The following is a 17,864-nucleotide window of genomic DNA, read 5'->3' as shown; positions in this document are numbered from 1 at the left end:
TCAGAAGCGTTCTGGGCGAACGAGGGCGTATGTCAGGTAGACGAGCAGGAACAAGGTCACGCCGCCGCCAAGGATGTAATCGAAAAACATGGTGCGATCCTTCCGCTTAAAGAGCGTCGCAAGCTTTGATGTAGGCGAGGGAAAGACCGAAGAACAAAACCTCGATTCCGATGACGACGATGTCCATTTGTGTTTGTCCTTGCTTCTGCTTGTATTTGGCCCCAGCGACTGGCGAGCCAGAAATCCATGAGAACTACCCGCCGTAGCTTCGAGGGCTACGGCGTCCGGAGCGTTTTGCTCGAAGTGGAATATGGACCCGATCGCCATAAAGGTTCGAGACGGGCCGCGGAGGAAAGATATAAAATTCCTATAAAGATTTCCGGGAGATGGCTCCGTTCCGGGCCGCTAGAAACCGACGCCATGATATCGCGACCCCTCTTGCGGCGCCGCCGTCTTTGGAAACAATGGGAACGCAAAACGAGGGAAAAACAGATGCTCGACATGGCACCATCGAAACAGGCGGCGACATGGCTTTGCGCGCTTGCGCGGGCGCTGGAAGCTGATGACGCCGAGGCGGCCGCCAACCTGTTCGGCGAGGATTGCTACTGGCGCGATCTGCTGGCTTTCACCTGGAACATCACCACGATGGAAGGCCGCGGTGCGATCCGCGACATGCTGCAAGCGACGCTGGCGGAAGCGAAGCCCTCACACTGGACGCTGTCCGGCGAGGCGACCTCGGATGAGGGCACCGTCGAGGCCTGGTTCACGTTCGAAACGTCGGTCGCGCGGGGCGAAGGGATTGTGCGCCTCACGGACGGCCGCTGCCGGACCTTGTTCACGGCGGTGCGGGAGCTCAAAGGGTTCGAGGAGAAAAAGGGACCGGCGCGGCCGCTCGGCATCCGCCACAAGGCCGACCCTGCACGCGAGACATGGGCGGAGGCGCGGGCGCGCGAGACGCGCGATCTCGGCGCCACTGAGCAGCCCTATTGCCTGGTCATTGGCGGCGGGCAGGGCGGCATCATGCTCGGCGCGCGGCTGAGGCAGCTCGGTGTGCCCACGATCATCATCGAGAAAAATGCGCGCCCCGGCGATTCCTGGCGCAACCGTTATCGCTCGCTCGTGCTGCACGATCCGGTCTGGTACGACCATCTGCCCTACATTCCGTTCCCGGAGAACTGGCCGGTGTTCACGCCCAAGGACAAGATGGGCGACTGGCTGGAGATGTACACCAGGGTGATGGAGCTCAACTACTGGGTCGCCACCAAATGCGTCAGCGCCAGCTATGACGAGACCGAGAAGGTATGGACTGTGGTGGTCGACCGTGTCGGCCGGCAGATCACGCTGAAGCCGAAGCATATCGTCTTTGCCACCGGCGCCTACGGTCCGCCGCGGCAGACCGCGCTGCCCGGCGCCGAGACCTTCAAGGGCGAACTCCTGCATTCCAGCCAGTATGCAAGCGGCGAGAAATTCCGCGGAAAAAAGGTCGCGGTCATCGGCGCGGCAAGCTCCGGGCACGATGTCAGCGTCGATCTCTGGGAAAGCGGCGCCGATGTCACCATGATCCAGCGCTCGCCGACGACAGTGGTGAAATCCGACACTCTGATGGAAGTCGGCTTCGAGATCTTTTCGGAAAAGGCTCTGGCGCGTGGCATCAGCACCGACAAGGCCGACCTGATCGTCGCGTCGACGCCGTTCGCGCTGGTGCCCAAGGGCCAGCGAGATCTGTACGAAGTTATCAAGGCGCGCGATGCGTCCTTCTACGACCGGCTGCGCGCCGCCGGCTTCGCCATCGATTTCGGCGAGGACGAGACCGGGCTGTTGATGAAGGCCTACCGCACCGGCTCCGGCTACTACATCGATGTCGGCGCCTGCGAACTGATCATCAATGGCGAGATCAAAGTGAAGAGCGGCGTCGGCATCAGTTCATTGACGCCGACCGGCATCCTGTTCGACGACCGCAGCGAGCTGGCCGTCGATGCGATCGTCGCCTGTACCGGCTACCAGTCGATGAACGAGACCGTGGCGGCCATCGTCTCGCGCGAGGTCGCCGACAAGGTCGGGCCATGCTGGGGCCTCGGCTCCGGCGTCAAGGGCGATCCCGGTCCTTGGCAAGGCGAGCTGCGCAACATGTGGAAGCCGACGGCGCAGGACGCGCTGTGGTTCCACGGCGGCAATCTGGCGCTGTCGCGGTTTTACTCGAAATATGTGGCGCTGCAGATCAAGGCGCGGATGGAAGGGATTGCGACGCCGGTGTTTGGGGCGGTGAGTAACGCAGGGCGCTAGCGATCTCCTCCCCCCTCGAGGGGGAGATGTCGCCGAAGGCGACAGAGGGGGTCGCCGCGCGTGGAGCGCTGACCTCCAGCTGCCGCGAGGAGCTTGCGTCCGGTCGAACCGACCCCCTCTGGCCTGCCGGCCATCTCCCCCTCAAGGAGGGAGATTATCCACGCCCGAAATGCCGTGCCGCGACCTCGACATGCGTATGTGCCGCATGCGGCTCGAAGCGCTCGGTCTCGTTGTGGTCGGGCGCCTCGTTCGGCCACCAGACACCGCCGATAACAATGCCTTCTGAGACCAGCCGCTGATCCGCGATCAGCGCCGCACCGACCGCATCGACGAAGGTAAAGCGCCCGGGGCGCAGTCTCAGCACCGCGACATCGCCGACACCGCCAACTTTCAGCGTCCCAAGCTCCGGCCTGGCGATCGCCTCGGCTGGCCTTTGCGTGGCGGCGCGCAGCACCTCGACCAGCGGCATGCCCAGCGCCATCAGCTTCGACATGCAGACCAGTATGTCGAAGGCCGGACCGTCGACGCAGTAGAGGTGCACGTCGCTGGAGATGACGTCGGGCGCGAGGCCCTCGGCCAGCATCGCTTTCGCCACGGCGAAGTCGAACGATCCCATGCCGTGGCCGATGTCGAAGATGACACCGCGTTCGCGGGCCAGCCGCATGTCCGGCCGCACCGCGCCGGAAGCGAACACCGGCGCGTTGGGGAATGGCCGAAAACAATGGGTGAGGATGTCGCCGCGGCGCAGCCGTGGCAGCACCTCGGAACGGCCGGGCGGCGGCTCGTCTATATGCGCCATCAGCGGCAGACCGACCTGGTCGGCGGCTTCCAGCGCAAGATCGACCGGGGCGATGCCGCTGGCGCCGCCGGCATGCTTGCCGGAGCGCACTTTTACCCCAACGACGACATCGGCGTGCTCGCGCACCGCGGCCACCGTCTCGCGTGGCTCGCAGAGCCTGAGATCGCTGCATTCGCCGACCGAGACGCTTTGCGAGAAGCCGAATATGCCGGCAAAGGAGATGTTGACGTAGGCGAGAATACGCACCTTCGAGCGCTCGATGACATGGCGGCGAAAGCCCAGAAAATTGCCGGCGCCGGCGCTGCCGGCATCGATGAAGGTAGTGGTTCCGCTCTTGGCCGCCAGCCGGTCGGCGTCGACGCCCAGCGAGGTGCCGCCCCAATAGACATGGCTGTGCAGGTCGATGAGGCCGGGCGTGACGATGCAATCCCTGGCATCCACGACCTGCGTAGCATGCTCGGCGTCGATGGCAGTCTCGATGGCCGCGACGCGACCGCCCGCAACGGCGACATCGCGCGGCGCGTCCAGGCCCGAGGCCGGATCGATCAGGCGGCCGCCCGTGATCAGGAGATCGAACTGCATCGGCGCCTGCCTCTCTTCGTTTTGGGGCATGATCTCTGGACAAAACGGTTTCCGTTTGTCCGAGAAAACCGGTTTCCACTTTCGGGATCATGCCCCGACTGGTCAAACCGGCCGGTAGGCGACGGCTTCGACCTCGATCTTGATGTCGATCATCAGCCGCGATTCGACCGTGGTGCGGGCCGGCGGATTCTTCGGGAAGTGCTTGGCATAGACGGCATTGAAGGCGCCGAAGTCGCGCGCGTCCTCGAGCCAGACCGTGGTCTTGACGACATCGTCCATGGTGCAACCGGCCAGCGCGAGTGCCGCCTTCACATTCTGCAGCACCTGCTCGGTCTGCTCGGTGATGCCGCCCTTGACCACGATGCGGTCGCTGTCGACCGGCACCTGACCTGAGATGTAGACGAAATCCCCGGCGCGCACGGCCGGCGACAGCGGCACGTGGGATGTTCCAAAACACTCTTTAGGCAAAGGAAACTCCTGTTCAGAATGGCGGGCCGCGTCCCGTTTTCGCCGACCGCTCTACGCCTGTCCCGGTGATCCTCATAGGGGGCTTTTTGGAAAGCAGCATTTTTCCAAACGCGTGTTGCTTTATCGCAGGCTCGCCAGCATCTTGCGCGTCGCATTTTCCCGACAGGAGATTTCAATGACCTTCGACAAGAACCCGTTTCCAGAGGGCGATGCCGATCGCCACGCGCTCTGGGAAATGTTGGTGCGGCGCGACATCGACGCCTTTATCGGTCAGGACTGGTCGATGGTCGAGGATGATTTCCTCGCCGACAGCTTCTTCGGCATGCATGCGCATTTCCTCAGCGATGCCGACGCCTGGCGTCTGCAATTCCCGAGCCTTGCCGTCTATCGCGACGAATGGCTGCGCCAGGCCAAGGAGACGGCGGCGGCCAGATTCGCCGAGCCGCTGCGCGAGGCGCTGTTTCGCGTCACCAACATGCGCGACATCGACGTCGATGGCGACCGCGCCGTGCTGCACAAGAAGTTCAACGGCTCGGTGGCCAAGGCCGATGGCAGCGTCGACAAGCTGAAATGGCAGACGCTGTATTTTTGCAGGAAGGTGGCGGGCCACTGGAAGATCGGCGGCTTCGTCGGCTACATGCCGCATCCCTTGGGGATCTGAGTCTTGCCCGCTTATGCTATTGCCGGCCTTCGCGCACGAAGACGTGCGCCTCCCGGGCTGCAGTTGTAAAAGCTCGCCAACCGAATCCACTCGAGCTCAAGCGAGTTGAACGGCACAGGTTCGTCCCACAGGGCTAGCGGGAGCGGTGGTCGAACACGACCGCCATGGTCTTACCAATTGCCGCCATGACGACGAGCTCGACGAGATCGTCGTCGCTGTCGACACAGGTTGGATCCATGCGGCGGATAGCGTCGAGCGCCGCCCTGGTCGAGACGGTATCGCCGGCGCGGAATCTGGAAAGCGCAGAGGAAACAAGGTTCTGGGTTGTCACGTCGATGACAGGTACGCTCTGCACTACGTTCATGGCTTCCTCCTGCCAAGAACCCTCTCCCGAAGGAAATAATAAGCCGAACGACGGCGTGTGCCAGCGGAATCGTGGTCCGACCAGATTGCCGAGATGGCACGTTTGCGTGTTTGATAGGATCGAGCCCACAGCATCCAGGACCGGACATGAAACTGTACTTCAGCCGCAATCCCAATCCGCGCCTCGCGGTTGCAACGGCAGGTCATCTGCAGGCCAAGGTCGAGTTTGAGTTTGCGGCACCCATGGCGCCCGGGCAGGCTGAGCGGTTTCGTCAGCTCAATCCCAATCTTACCCTGCCGATATTGGCATGGCCGGGCGGCAGCCTGTGGGAAGCCGACGCCATAGCCTGCCTTCTGTCGCGCGAAGCGGGTTCGGATTTCTGGCGCGGCGGCGGCGACCAACCCGACATGATCCGCTGGCTGAGCTGGGGCAAGGAAAATTTCGTCCGGGCCTGCGACACCGTGCATTTCGAGCGCGGAACCAAGCAGCGCTACGGGATTGGGCCTGTCGACCAGGGCAAGGTCGAGGAGGGGCTGGCGGAGTTCCGCATCGCGGCAGCGATTCTCGAGGCGGAGCTCGCCAAGCGGCCATGGCTTGTGGGCAAGTCGCTCTCCTATGCCGATTTCCGCATGGCGACGTTTTTGCCGTTCAACGATGCAGCCGGCCTGCCGCTGGCGGACTATCCCTCTGTTCTGGGTTGGTATCGCCGGCTCGAAGCCATCGATGCCTGGCGCGATCCCTTCGACGGGCTGGAAGCGCCGCTTCTGCCGCCGGTCAACTCCGCTTGATGTGCCTTCCCTATGGGCAGATGGGCTGATGTGTGGCGCTTTGGCAGCATAGGTGTGGAACAGCGGGCGAGTTGCCATGGCGCGCTCGACGGCTCGCGGCCGGGTTGATAAGCCCTGTCCGCAAGGAGAGTCGTGACATGACCGTAGCCATCGAGATGGGACAGACGACGGCGGGTGCGCCGGCGGCGCTCGACCTTGAGGAGCTGCTGGCGACCCGGCTTCTGGTGCAAGGCAATTCCGGCTCCGGCAAATCGCACCTTTTGCGCCGGCTCCTGGAGCAGAGCGCGCCCTGGGTGCAGCAGACCATCATCGACCCGGAAGGCGATTTCGTCTCGCTGGGCGACCATTACGGCCATCTGGTCATCGATGCCGAGGAGCATACGGAGCGTGGCCTGCAAGCAGCCGGCGAGCGGGCGCGCATCCACCGCGTCTCCACGGTGCTCAATCTCGAAGGGCTCGATGCCGAGAACCAGATGCGGCGCGCCGCTGCCTTTCTCGGCGGATTGTTCGAGGCCGCCCGGGAGCATTGGTATCCGATGCTGGTGGTGGTCGACGAAGCGCAGCTGTTCGCACCGGCGGTGGCCGGCGAGGTTTCCGACGAGGCGCGCAAACTCTCGCTCGGCGCCATGACCAATCTGATGTGCCGCGGCCGCAAGCGTGGCCTTGCCGGCATCATCGCCACGCAGCGGCTGGCAAAGCTCGCCAAGAATGTCGCGGCGGAGGCCTCCAACTTCCTCATGGGCCGTACCTTCCTCGATATCGACATGGCGCGCGCCGCCGACCTTCTGGGCATGGAACGGCGCCAGGCGGAGGCGTTTCGCGATCTGGAGCGCGGGCACTTCATGGCGCTGGGACCGGCGCTGTCGCGCCGCCCGCTCGGCGTGCGCATCGGCCAGACCGAGACCAGCCCGCGCAACGGTACGCCGCGGCTGATGGCAATGCCGGAAACAGCGCTCGAGGACGCACGGGCCATCATCCTGGCGGCGCCGCCGCCCGAGACGATGCGCGCGCCGCGCCGGATGGCGTCGCCCGATTTGCTCGACCAGCTGATGGCGGCGAAGTCTGCGGCGATGGAGATCCGCCCGGAACCTGCGGAACCGGCGGTAAGCGCCGAGGATATCGCCGACCGGCGAGAGCAGGTGGACCGTGTCCTGCGCGCCATCATGGCGCAGCCCGATGCGGGTTTCCGCGTCATCGGCGTGCTTTATCAGGAGTTCGTCGTCCGCTGCCGCATCGAAGGCCTCGCTTCGGTGGTGCCGGACCTCTCAGAATTCCGTCGCATGCTGACGCGCGCCCGCGCCGGGCTCGGCGCCGACATGGCAGGCGATGACGCCTGGCAGGACGTTTCCGTGCGCGCCTCGCTGCTGCCCGAGGACATGCAGGGCGTGTTCATGATGATCGCCCGCGCCGCCAAGGAGGGCTGGCCGTGCCCGAGCGACGCGGCGATCGCGCGCGCCTACGGCTCGCATTCGCTGCGGCGCGCCCGGCGGCTGCTCACCTATATCGAGGAGCAGGGCCTCATCGTCTGCCAGCTCGACGGCACCGGCCGCCGCACGGTGACGCTGGTCGAGCTTGCCTGGGCGACGGCGCCGGGCGACCCCAATGCCGCGGAGGCGGAACAGGGCAGCCTGGCGCTGTGAAAGGCGAACAGGCAGCTACCTGACTTGCTTGCGCGGTTCTGAACAAGATGTGTTTCGCCGATCGACGCGCGACGATTTATGGATGGGTTTCCGAGAATCGCAGAACGGTTCGGGCGGGAGGGTTGTGCGGTTGAAATCTCTGGCTGTCTTTGTCTTTGGCCTCCTCGCCGTCGCCGGCATCGCCTTGACGATGTCTGCCCGGTCTTTTGCCGCGTCCTCCGATATACCGGCCTGGCTGCAGGCCCATGTCGGCAATGACGACGGCGAGATTTCGCAAGTGGTGCTGGAGCGGGCGCGCGCGCTTTACCTGAAGAAGGTCGCGCAAGGCGCGGTCCACAATAGCTGCTATTTCGCCATGGATGCGACGCGCCCCGGCGATCTCGGCAATGGCGTGCTAGGGCGGCGCTACTACGTCATTTGCGAGGCCAAGCAGTCGTTCAGGGCGATCTCGTCGGGCCATGGCGGCGGCCGCAATTTGAAAGGCGTGGTCGATTTCTCCAACGGCAAACGCTGCGCGAAAAACTTCGGCAATGCCCTGGACTCGTCCTTGACGACCGGTGGCGCCTATATGACCGGCGAGGCAAAGACCTCATTCAAGGGTTTTTACCGCATTGGCGCAAGAAAGGACCAGGCGCTGCTGCGCACCTTCATCCAGTTCGACGGTGAGGGGGAGACGGCGAATGCCAGGCAGCGGGTGATCGGCGGCCACGCGGCGCAGCTGTTGCGCGGCATGTGCCTGCGCAAGAACCCGAACAGCTCCTATGCCGACCATGACGGCTTCGTCCCATACGGCAAGCTGGTGGATTACGCCGGCGGCCGCAGCAATGGCTGCACCAGCTGGTCGCCGTCCGACGCCGACCAGATCATTTCGATGGTGAAGAGCAATCCGACGACGCTCTATATCTACCCGGAATCGCGCGACATCGCCGCCGTTGGTAAATCGGGCGCCTATTGGAATGCGTCCTGCCTGAAGGAGATCGGCAAGCCGAAATTCTGGCCGCGAAAGAGCCTTGAGCCGATCATCGCGCAATACGCCAAGGACAACCCGCCACCGCCGCCACAACCGTTGCCGATCTGCACCGGGCCGTGAGGGATGAGTCCTCGGCTCGGCATTGTCGGCGGCGCGGACTGGCTGGGCGGCGCCGCCGATCCGATGGGCTCTACTGATTGATCTCGGGTTCGACGAGCTTTGCCAGATTGCGCAGCGACTCCTGCCAGCCGAGATAGCAGGCTTCGGCCGGAATAACGTCCGGAATGCCGGCCTGCATGATGTCGAGTTCCGTGCCGACCGACACTTTCTTCAGGAGCACGGTCACTTCGATCTGGCCGGGCAAATTGGGGTCGTCGAACCTGTCGGTGTAGCGCAGGCGCTCGCCGGGAACGAGTTCGAGATATTCGCCGTCGAAGGAATGGCTGCCGCCCGTCGTGAAGTTTCGGAACGACATCTTGAAGGCGCCATCGACTTTCGCGTCGAAGCTGTGTACCGTGCAAGTGAAGCCGTTCGGCGGAAGCCATTTCGCCAGCGCGTCGGCTTCTATGAATGCGCGGTAGACCTTCTCCGGGCTGGTCGTCAGAACGCGGTGCAAACGTACGGTGCTTGGCATCTCTTCGGTATCCTTTGTGGTTTCGTTGTTCGATGCCCCAAGGACGGGTGAACCTCACCCGGTCCGACACAGCCTGTCAAATTTTCTTGAGCCCTTTGCCGGCGGCCATCCGCCCACGACTTCGACCGCCGCCTCAGGCAGGCGGCCGTGTCGCGTCAAATTTGCATGCATCATTGACAGATTGCTTAACTTTTCGGCGCGGATCTCACAATTTATTAAAATTGTAAGTCTCTCCTACAAAGTTGTATTAGGATCGGCTTAACGCCTTCGGCATTATCTATTAAATGATGGGCGACGATCTCCTTGGTGTACTATAGAATGATTCCCTGGAACGACGGATCAATTTAAGAGTTGATCCGAAATGGTCGCTCGAAGGTTGTCGAACGACCAAGGCAGCACGCGCAAGGAGTGTCGGAATGGCCACAGTCCTCAACGCCAAAGGCATTCCACTTCCCTATACCGGCGCTTCCACCCATTGGTTCTCGGCGACTGGAGGCGCGTCTTACCGCTACGGCACCTCGGGCAACGATTCCTTCTGGGGCGACACCAACGTCAAGGTCACCATGTATGGCGGCGCGGGCGACGACTATTACCATCTCTATTCGACGATCAACAAAGCGGTCGAGAACTACGGCGCGGGCGTCGACACGATCGATACCTGGATGAGCTACAAGCTGCCCGCCAATTTCGAGAACCTCGTCGTCACCGGCGACGGCCACTATGCCTTCGGCAATGCTCAGGACAACATCATAACGGGCGGCGCTGGCAGCCAGACGCTGGACGGCGGCAAGGGCAATGACGTGCTGATCGGCGGCGCCGGCGCCGATACCTTCATCGTCACCAAGGGCAATGGCAGCGACCTGATCTCCGATTTCGGCGCGACCGACACGGTGCGCCTCAACGGCTATACCTTCACCTCGTTCGAGGCCGTCCACGCCAATATGGTCCAGGTGGGATCGAACGTGCAGCTGAACCTCGGCTCGAGCGAGGTGCTGGTGTTCCACAACACCACGATCGACAAGTTTCAGCCCGGGCAGTTCGAGCTGCCGATCGACAAGACCGGCATGACGCTGTCCTTCAACGACGATTTCAACACGCTGAGGCTGTGGAACGGCCAGAGCGGCATCTGGGATTCCAATTTCTGGTGGGGGGCGCAGAACGGCAGCTCGCAGCCCCAGAACGGCGAGCTGCAATGGTATATCGACGCCAATTATGCGCCGACCAGCTCGGTCCATCCGTTCAGCGTCGCAAGCGGCGTGCTCACCATAACCGCGGCGCATGCGCCCGACGACATCAAGCCGCTGATCAACAATTACGAATACACTTCCGGCATACTGACGACGCACGACACCTTCTCGCAGACCTATGGCTATTTCGAAATGCGGGCCGATCTCCCGGAAAACGCCGGCGCGTGGCCGGCCTTCTGGCTTCTGCCCGAAGACGGTTCATGGCCCCCGGAACTCGACGTGATCGAAATGTATGGGCAGAACCCGAATGCGCTTCTCATGACCGCGCACACAAATGAGACGGGAACCCACACCACGGTCGGGTCGACGGTGAATGTCTCCAACACCGACGGCTATCACACCTATGGCCTGTTGTGGACGCCGGATAAGCTGGTCTGGACCTATGATGGCGTCCAGGTCGCGGAAGCGGCGACGCCGTCCGATATGAACAAGCCCATGTATATGCTGGTCGACCTTGCGGTCGGCGGTCAAGCCGGCGCGCCGCCCGACCATCTGGCGACGCCCGCGCAAATGAAGATTGACTATATCCACGCCTATACGCTGAACGATTTGCAGCAGAGCCATCTGAGCACGACAGCCGAGCACGCGGTCTAGATGTCACGGGACCGCGCGCCACTCAGGGATGCGGCCATCGGCCTGCGCCCGGTTTTCCTGCGCGGCATCGCCGATATCGGCATCTTTTCGTTGCTGATCAACATCCTGCTCCTGGTGATCCCGCTCTATCTGCTGCAGGTCTATGACCGGGTGTTGCCGTCCTCCAGCGTCGAGACGCTGCTTTATCTCTCGGTCATGGCGGTCGTCGCGCTCGCCTTCCTCGGCCTGCTGGACGCGGTCCGCGCCATCTACGCGCAACGTGTTGCGGCCACCGTCGACCAGAAACTGGGCGCGCGGACATTCGCCGCCTCGCTTGGCGCCAGACATGCCGGCAGCGGGCTGTCGCCGCTGAACGACCTTGCCACGACTTGCGCCTTCATCAGGTCGCGCGGCGTGGCGGTGTTGTTCGACCTGCCGTTTGCGCCCGTCTTCCTGGCCTTGCTCTATTTCATCCATCCCGTCCTGTTCTGGCTGACGCTCGCCGGCGCCGTGCTGCTGTTTCTCTTGGTCGTGGCCAACCAGCTTGCCATCGGCAGGAACGATGCCATGTCGGCGGAACGCTCGGCGGTGGCCAGCCAGGCGGAGCAGGCCTTCGCCCGCAACACCGACACGCTGCGCGCCATGGGCATGGTGCAAAATGCCGCCGCGGTCTGGGGACAGCACGTTGCTGAGGCGCTGACCCTGCATGACCGTTCCGGAAGCGCCAATGCGATCTTCAGCGCGACGTCGCGGGCGCTGCGCATGATGCTGCAACTGGCGATCCTCGGCGCCGGCGCGTGGCTGGTGCTGCAGGGGCAGATGACCGCCGGCATGATCTTCGCTTCGTCGCTGGTGTCGTCGCGCGCGCTGCAGCCGCTCGACCAGCTGATCGGATCCTGGCGGCAGATCGTCGACGCCACGCGATGCTGGAAGCGGCTGGACACCGCCCTTGCGGCGCAACCAGCGCAGGGGCGCAAGCTCGCACTGCCCGATCCATTGGGCGCGATTTCGGTGCAGGATCTGTTCTTCATCGCGCCGACTGCGGCTTTCGGCACTGAGCCCATCCTCAAGCGGTTGAATTTTGCCATCGGCGCCGGCGAAGCGGTGGCGATCGTCGGCCCGAGCGGGGCCGGCAAATCGACGCTGGCGAAATTGCTTGTGGGCGCGCTGCAGCCGACCGGCGGCGCGGTCAGGGTCGACGGCGCCGACCTGAGGAGCTGGGACGAAACCCAGCTTGGCAGGCATATCGGCTATCTCGCGCAGGAGGTGGAGCTTTTCCCGGGATCGATCGCGCAAAATGTCGCCCGCTTCGAACCCAACGCCGATGACGCCGCGATCGTCGAAGCGGCCAGGCGCGCCGAGGCGCATGAGCTGATTCTCACGCTGCGCGACGGCTATCAGACCATGATAGGCCCGTCGCATACCGTGCTGTCGGGCGGCGAGCGCCAGCGGATAGGGCTGGCGCGCGCCTTCTACGGCAAGCCACGCATGCTGGTGCTGGACGAGCCCAACGCCCATCTCGACGGCAGTGGGGAGGCGGCGCTCGAAGGGATGCTTTCGGCCGCGCGAAGTGTAAGCGTCACGACAGTCGTCATCACGCATCGCCCTTCGATCGCCGCGGCCTGCGACCGCGTCATGGTCCTGCGCAACGGCATGGTCGAAGCTTTCGGCCCTGCGAGCGAGGTGCTGAGGCAACCGGCGGCCGGCAAGGCCGGGAGCGCGGTGGTGACAGGCTCGTTCGTGCCGACCGTGCGCCCGCACAGCGTCCGCTTCGGGTCATAGACGATGATGCAGCAGAGCCTCGCCTTCGAAGGTCGACCGCGCACCGACTTCCGCCGCATGGCCGTCGTCGGCTACGTGGCCATAGCGCTCTTCGTCGGCTGCTTCGGCCATTGGGCGGCGAACGCGCCGCTCTCCGGCGCGGTGATCACCTCCGGCACGATCTCGGCGACGGGCGGCAACATCCTCATCCAGCACCCCGAGGGCGGCATCATCGAGCAGTTGCTGGTGCATGAAGGCGACCGCGTGCAACAAGGCGAACCGCTGGTCCTGCTCGACCGCAGGGCGGCCGAGACCGACCTCAACCGGCTGACCAGACAGACGATCGCGCTCAGGGCAAGTGCCGCGCGACTTGAGGCCGAGCGCGACGGATCGGACAGGCTGGCGCCGATCGCCGAAGCAGCACCCGCGCCGTTCCAGCGCGATTTCGACAATCTGGTGCACGAACAGCAGAAGGAGTTCGAGGCCAGGCTCGCCCGGTTCCGCTCCGAGCAGTCGATCCTGGCGCAGCGCGTCGCCATGCATCGTGAGTCGGCGCTGGGACTGGAGGCGCAGAAACTCGCCATCCAGCAACAGGCCGAGATCGTGAAGAAGGAACTCGGCATCAAGACCGGCCTGCTCGACAAGGGTCTAACCAACCGCAGCGAATATTCGCAGCTTCTGCGCAGCGAGGCCGATCTGGTCGGCCAGGCCGGCGCGCTGGAGGCGGATATCGCAGCGACCAAGACGCAGATCGTCGAAGCCCAGGCGCAGGTCGAGCGCGCGACCACGCAGCGCGTCGAGGACGCGCTGACCAAGCTCGACGAGGTTCGCACCAGCCTGGCCGACATCGGCGAACAGATCACCGCAGCCGAGGCGGTGCTGGGGCGCACGACGATCAAGGCGCCGGCAGCCGGCATCGTGGTATCCTCGATCTACAACTCCAAAGGCAGCGTGATTGCGCCGGGGCAGAAGATCATGGAGATCCTGCCGACCGCGTCGGGCCTCATCGTCGACGCGAAGCTGCGGCCGAAAGACGTGGACCTGGTTCGCGTCGGCCAGCCGGCGAAGCTCAGGCTGTCCGCCCTGAACGCGCGCCTCACCCCTGAGGTCCCGGCTACGGTGACGCAAATTTCCGCCGACCGGCTGATCGATGAAACCACGCATGAGGCGTATTTCCGCGCCAGGCTGAAGATCACCGACACGCTGCCGCAGGGCGTGAAAGCCGAGCAGCTTTACCCGGGAACGCCGGTCGAGGCGTTTATCAGCACCGGCGACCGAACCTTCCTCGAATATCTGGCGCGGCCGATGCTGGACTCGTTCGCGCGGGCGTTCACGGAGCGATAGGCGCCAACTCGTCCTCCCAGTTGACGCCGCCGTAGAACACCCTGAGAATCACCACCTGGTCGCCTTCTACGGTGAAGGCCACAGTCAGGCGGCGCTCGAAGCCAACGATGCGAAGCCCCGGCCGCACATCATCCCTTAGGGTTCCGCGTTCCGAGGCATGGTCGAGACCCAGGCAAAATCGCTCGATCCGCTCGATGTAGCGAAGGGCGGTGAGGTTGCCGGATGCGTGAGCGACCGTATCGTATATCCATAACAGGTCCGTCTGGGCTTCCGGCAAAAGGACAACATGCCGGCGCTTCACACGTTCCCCTTGAGGCGAGCTGCGTGATGTGCGCGGATGCTGTCAAAAGACTTGTCGGCCGGGATGGCCTGGGAGGGGTCTGCCTTCCACCTATCATAGGTCGGCGCGACCTCCTCACGCAGCCAGCGCTCCACGGCGGCGTCGCGTTCCTGCAATGCGCGAAGACCGGCGCGGATCACTTCACTGCTGGTCGCGTATGTGCCGGACCGAACGAGCTGGTCGATGAAAGCAGCCTGCTCGGCCGGCAGGCTGAAGGTGCGTTTTTCGGTGGCGGACATGGATCCCTCCTATCAGGTTGGTATGATATTATCATACCAACGGCGAGATCGCACGCCCCAATATAGGCTTAGGGACCGCTCCCCTTGCCGTCGGCAAAGACACCGGACATTCGGTTCGGATGCCTGAGATGGGTCGGCGTGATACCGGTCTGATGGCGGAAGACACGGCTGAAATGGCCGGCATTGGGAAAACCGCAGCGGTAGGCGATGTCGCCGATTGCCAAGTCGCTCCCCTCCAGCAGCGACTTGGCCTGATGTACGCGCAGCGCAAGATAGGCGGCCATCGGGCCGATGCCGAGCTCGGCGCCGAACAGCCGCTCAAGCTGGCGCCGGGATAACTGCAACCGGCCCGCGATCTCGGCGACCGACAGCGTCTCCTGGAGATTGCTTTCCATCAGAAGCAGCGCCCGTTTCACCGCTCGGCTCGACGCGGCCGGAAAGAGATCGCCGACGGGCTGCACATCCAGGCTCGAGCGGATGCGGTCGAGCACGAGGATCTTGGCGGCTTTTTCCGCAGCCTTGCGGCCGATGAACTGCGACACGAAATGGCCGGCAAGGTCGGCCGCACCCGTGCCTCCGGCGCAGGTCGAGCGGCCCCTATCGACGGAAAACAGGCTGTCGGCATGGGCGTTCACATCAGGGAATTGGCTGCGGAAATCCTTGATGTGAAACCAGCTGACGGCAGCACTGTAGCCATCGAGCAGACCGTAGCGCGCGAGCACGAAGCTGCCGGTGCAGAGTGCCGTCAGCGGCACGCCCTTTTCGGCCGCCCGCAACAGAAAGGCCTCCTTTTCGGAGCTGAGGCTGCGGTTGGTGTCGAGCAGGCCACCGACCACGACGACATTGTCGAACTCCTGCGGATTGCCGATCGCCTTGGTCGGCAGCAACTCGACACCGCAACTCGCCCGGATCGGCAGGCCACGCTCGCCGACGATCTCCCAGTCGAACTCGATCCGGCGGCTGCGGTCGCCTTCATCGCCGGCGAGCCGCAGCGTGTCGATGAACAGCGACAGCGGCGACAGCGTGAAGTCGCGAACCAAGAGAAACGCAAACCGCCTGGCCATTGTTGCTCCGAAACCGTTCCTTCGGGTGGATGGAAGCAATTATCGCGAAAGATGTCGCACAGGCGAGCACGCGGCGCTTTTCAGGAGAAGCCACCGGATGTCGGAGATGAGATTGACGACTTTCTGATGCGCCGTCACGGTACCGCCTTTGGCTTCAACAGGCCGAGACCGCTCGCATCCATAACAATTTGCCGCTATATTGGGTTCATGACAAAAGCACAGACCAAACAGGAGCTGACCGGCAAGTGGGTGGTGCGCGATTCCCGCAGCGGCCGCTACGTTGAAGTGCGCGGTGCTGATTCGATGAAGTCGTCGCAGTTGCCCCTGAAAAAGGGTGTGGACCTTACGAAGCCGATTGCTAATCAAGCCCTCAAAGGCGGCTCTCACCAGGTGCGCAAACCCAGGGATAGTTGATCCTTGCCAGGGGCGCTTCTCGACACGCATACGTTTTATTGGCTGGTAACGGCCGCAGGCACGCTTTCGGAAGAAGCTCTCATCGCAATCGCCGAGAGCCAAACTGCGGGCAAGCTTTATGTTTCCCCAATCACTGCGTGGGAATTGGCGATCGCGTCCCATAAGCCGACGCACAAGAACCCGCCCTATCTCGGCATAGGAACGCCGTCGAAATGGTTTTCCGAGGCAGTTGCAGCAACGGGATCTAAGATCATCCCGATCAAGCAACGTATCGCTTGCGAGGCAGCGACCGTGGTGACCGATACGGGGCATAAGGATCCCGGCGACTGCTACCTGATCGCGACGGCGCGAGCAAGAAAAATTCCGATCATCACCCGCGACACAATCATGCAGGGGCTTGCCTCGCCGGACTATCTACAGGTCATTGTATGTTGAGTTTGCAGCCACAGCACCAAAGCGGAGCCCAAGCCATGACCCTGACCAATCGCGATATCATCGAGCTGACGGCATGGCGCCGCAAGCTGCACCAAAACCCGGAAATCTCCAACGAGGAAGAACAGACCGCCAAGGAAGTCGTCAGCTTCCTCGCCGATACAGCGCCGGACAAGGTGCTGACCGGCCTCGGCGGTCATGGCGTGGCGGCGGTCTATGACAGCGGCCAGGCGGGACCGACGGTGCTGTTCCGCTCGGAGATCGATGCGCTGCCGATCGAGGAGCTTTCGGGCGTCGAGCATGCCTCGCAGGTGCCGGGAAAATCGCATATGTGCGGCCATGACGGCCACACCGCGATCCTGGCCGCACTTGGCCGCCAGCTCGGGCGTGAGCGGCCGGCCCGCGGCCGCGTCGTCTTGATGTTCCAGCCGGCGGAGGAGACCGGCAATGGTGCGGCCGGCGTCGTCGCCGATCCACGCTTTGGCGAGATCGCGCCGGACTTCGCCTTCTCGCTGCACAATCTGCCGGGCGTGCCGTTCGGCGAGGTGCGGCTCAAGCCCGGCGTCGTCAACTGCGCCTCGCGCGGCATCCGCATCGTGCTGGAGGGCAAGACCGCGCATTCCTCCATGCCCGAAACCGGCGTGTCGCCGATGCCGGCGATCAGCCAGCTGATGCCGGCGCTTCCGGCACTGGGGCGCGGCACTTTCGCCGATGACGATTTCAGCATGGTGACCGTCACCCATGCGACCATGGGCGAGGCCGTGTTCGGCATCGCGCCCGGACATGCGGAGGTGTGGGCGACGCTGCGCACAAGGCGCGACGAGCGCATGGCGGAGCTGGTCGCAGCTGCGGAAGCCCTGGCTGCCAGGATCGCGGGCGAGCACCACCTTTCCGTGCGCTGCGACTATCACGAGATCTTCGTCGCCAGCGTCAATGCGCCGGATGCGGTGGAGCATCTCAACCGCGCACTCGACGAGGAAGGTGTCGCGCGCAGCGAAGAGGCCCTGCCGATGCGCGCCTCGGAAGACTTCGGCATCTTCGGCCACAAGGCGAAGTCGGCGATGTTCTTCCTCGGCGCGGGCGAGCGCACCCCGTCATTGCACAATCCCGACTATGATTTTCCCGACGATCTGATCCCGATCGGCTCGAAGATCTTCATGCGCACGGCGCGCAACCTGCTGGGCTGAGCGCCCATGCAAGATACGCATCCTGAAGCTGCCTTTTTGCTGCTGGAATCGTCTTGTAGTCGCGTCCTACATTA

19 protein-coding genes are annotated in these 17,864 nt (G+C 63.6%); 11 read left to right on the top strand and 8 right to left on the bottom strand.

Translation table 11 applies throughout. The annotated features are described in order from the left end of the window. The gene (locus tag NLY37_RS18225) at nucleotides 1–90 is read right to left on the bottom strand and encodes a K(+)-transporting ATPase subunit F (RefSeq protein ID WP_023740851.1); all 90 of its coding nucleotides are present in this window, start codon (nucleotides 88–90) and stop codon (nucleotides 1–3) included. A gap of 402 nt (nucleotides 91–492) precedes the next feature. Between NLY37_RS18225 and NLY37_RS18220 the strand changes: the two genes are divergently transcribed. Then, entirely contained in the window at nucleotides 493–2,283 is a 1,791-nt protein-coding gene (locus tag NLY37_RS18220) for a flavin-containing monooxygenase (protein ID WP_023740852.1), read from the top strand. A gap of 154 nt (nucleotides 2,284–2,437) precedes the next feature. Here the strand turns inward: NLY37_RS18220 and NLY37_RS18215 are convergent, their stop codons facing one another. Both NLY37_RS18215 and NLY37_RS18210 read right to left on the bottom strand, forming a co-directional pair. Beyond that, on the bottom strand, nucleotides 2,438–3,664 hold the full coding sequence (locus NLY37_RS18215) for an amidohydrolase/deacetylase family metallohydrolase (protein WP_023740853.1): 1,227 nt from the start codon (nucleotides 3,662–3,664) through the stop codon (nucleotides 2,438–2,440). 102 nt (nucleotides 3,665–3,766) lie between these two features. Continuing rightward, entirely contained in the window at nucleotides 3,767–4,132 is a 366-nt protein-coding gene (locus NLY37_RS18210) for a RidA family protein (RefSeq protein ID WP_023707576.1), read from the bottom strand. A gap of 175 nt (nucleotides 4,133–4,307) precedes the next feature. Between NLY37_RS18210 and NLY37_RS18205 the strand changes: the two genes are divergently transcribed. After that, nucleotides 4,308–4,793 (top strand): hypothetical protein, encoded by a 486-nt coding sequence (locus NLY37_RS18205; protein ID WP_023669704.1) that lies wholly within the window; start codon nucleotides 4,308–4,310, stop codon nucleotides 4,791–4,793. Between the two features lie 133 nt (nucleotides 4,794–4,926). Here the strand turns inward: NLY37_RS18205 and NLY37_RS18200 are convergent, their stop codons facing one another. Then, on the bottom strand, nucleotides 4,927–5,157 hold the full coding sequence (locus tag NLY37_RS18200) for a hypothetical protein (RefSeq protein ID WP_023726475.1): 231 nt from the start codon (nucleotides 5,155–5,157) through the stop codon (nucleotides 4,927–4,929). A 146-nt stretch (nucleotides 5,158–5,303) separates the two neighbouring features. On the opposite strand from NLY37_RS18200, the gene NLY37_RS18195 reads away from it, so the two are divergent. The 3 genes from NLY37_RS18195 to NLY37_RS18185 all read left to right on the top strand — a co-directional run bounded on the left by NLY37_RS18195 (nucleotide 5,304) and on the right by NLY37_RS18185 (nucleotide 8,675). Further along, the gene (locus tag NLY37_RS18195) at nucleotides 5,304–5,945 is read left to right on the top strand and encodes a glutathione S-transferase family protein (RefSeq protein WP_023740854.1); all 642 of its coding nucleotides are present in this window, start codon (nucleotides 5,304–5,306) and stop codon (nucleotides 5,943–5,945) included. 137 nt (nucleotides 5,946–6,082) lie between these two features. After that, nucleotides 6,083–7,585 carry a helicase HerA domain-containing protein gene (locus NLY37_RS18190; RefSeq protein ID WP_023740855.1) on the top strand — a complete coding sequence of 501 codons (1,503 nt, stop codon included), beginning with the start codon at nucleotides 6,083–6,085 and terminating at the stop codon, nucleotides 7,583–7,585. Between the two features lie 190 nt (nucleotides 7,586–7,775). Next, nucleotides 7,776–8,675: a hypothetical protein gene (locus NLY37_RS18185; RefSeq protein ID WP_502882113.1), complete on the top strand. Its 900-nt coding sequence runs from the start codon at nucleotides 7,776–7,778 to the stop codon at nucleotides 8,673–8,675. A gap of 70 nt (nucleotides 8,676–8,745) precedes the next feature. Here NLY37_RS18185 and NLY37_RS18180 read toward each other — a convergent pair whose 3' ends face one another. Then, nucleotides 8,746–9,189 (bottom strand): SRPBCC family protein, encoded by a 444-nt coding sequence (locus NLY37_RS18180; protein ID WP_023740857.1) that lies wholly within the window; start codon nucleotides 9,187–9,189, stop codon nucleotides 8,746–8,748. 416 nt (nucleotides 9,190–9,605) lie between these two features. On the opposite strand from NLY37_RS18180, the gene eglC reads away from it, so the two are divergent. The 3 genes from eglC to NLY37_RS18165 are packed head-to-tail and all read left to right on the top strand — an operon-like array spanning nucleotide 9,606 to nucleotide 14,114. Next, nucleotides 9,606–11,030 (top strand): endo-1,3-1,4-beta-glycanase EglC, encoded by a 1,425-nt coding sequence (gene eglC / locus NLY37_RS18175; RefSeq protein ID WP_023714107.1) that lies wholly within the window; start codon nucleotides 9,606–9,608, stop codon nucleotides 11,028–11,030. Next, nucleotides 11,031–12,791 (top strand): type I secretion system permease/ATPase, encoded by a 1,761-nt coding sequence (locus NLY37_RS18170; protein WP_023740858.1) that lies wholly within the window; start codon nucleotides 11,031–11,033, stop codon nucleotides 12,789–12,791. It begins immediately after the preceding gene. Between the two features lie 3 nt (nucleotides 12,792–12,794). Then, entirely contained in the window at nucleotides 12,795–14,114 is a 1,320-nt protein-coding gene (locus tag NLY37_RS18165) for an HlyD family type I secretion periplasmic adaptor subunit (RefSeq protein WP_023740859.1), read from the top strand. On the opposite strand, the gene NLY37_RS18160 is transcribed toward NLY37_RS18165, so the two are convergent. From NLY37_RS18160 to NLY37_RS18150, 3 genes are all read right to left on the bottom strand, one after another. Further along, nucleotides 14,101–14,415, bottom strand: coding sequence for a type II toxin-antitoxin system RelE/ParE family toxin (locus tag NLY37_RS18160; protein ID WP_023735098.1), 315 nt, complete (start codon nucleotides 14,413–14,415; stop codon nucleotides 14,101–14,103). The genes NLY37_RS18165 and NLY37_RS18160 overlap by 14 nt on opposite strands. Continuing rightward, the gene (locus NLY37_RS18155) at nucleotides 14,412–14,693 is read right to left on the bottom strand and encodes a type II toxin-antitoxin system ParD family antitoxin (protein ID WP_023669694.1); all 282 of its coding nucleotides are present in this window, start codon (nucleotides 14,691–14,693) and stop codon (nucleotides 14,412–14,414) included. The genes NLY37_RS18160 and NLY37_RS18155 overlap by 4 nt, the downstream gene beginning before the upstream one ends. 68 nt (nucleotides 14,694–14,761) lie before the next feature. Continuing rightward, nucleotides 14,762–15,757, bottom strand: coding sequence for a GlxA family transcriptional regulator (locus tag NLY37_RS18150; RefSeq protein WP_023714104.1), 996 nt, complete (start codon nucleotides 15,755–15,757; stop codon nucleotides 14,762–14,764). A gap of 51 nt (nucleotides 15,758–15,808) precedes the next feature. Here NLY37_RS18150 and NLY37_RS18145 point away from each other — a divergent pair, with 51 nt between their 5' ends. The 3 genes from NLY37_RS18145 to NLY37_RS18135 are packed head-to-tail and all read left to right on the top strand — an operon-like array spanning nucleotide 15,809 to nucleotide 17,790. Further along, a complete protein-coding gene (locus NLY37_RS18145; protein ID WP_023710841.1) occupies nucleotides 15,809–16,171 on the top strand; it encodes a hypothetical protein in 363 nt (120 codons plus the stop codon). Between the two features lie 3 nt (nucleotides 16,172–16,174). Continuing rightward, complete coding sequence (locus NLY37_RS18140; protein WP_023735097.1) at nucleotides 16,175–16,606, top strand: type II toxin-antitoxin system VapC family toxin; 432 nt, start codon at nucleotides 16,175–16,177, stop codon at nucleotides 16,604–16,606. Nucleotides 16,607–16,641: 35 nt separating this feature from the next. Next, on the top strand, nucleotides 16,642–17,790 hold the full coding sequence (locus NLY37_RS18135; protein ID WP_023735096.1) for an amidohydrolase: 1,149 nt from the start codon (nucleotides 16,642–16,644) through the stop codon (nucleotides 17,788–17,790). Nucleotides 17,791–17,864 lie beyond the last annotated feature (74 nt).

The sequence above is a fragment of the Mesorhizobium sp. C395A genome, from assembly GCF_030323205.1.
GTDB lineage: Bacteria > Pseudomonadota > Alphaproteobacteria > Rhizobiales > Rhizobiaceae > Mesorhizobium.
The sequence above is the reverse complement of the archived record's forward strand: the minus strand, read 5'-3'. Positions and strand labels throughout refer to the sequence as shown.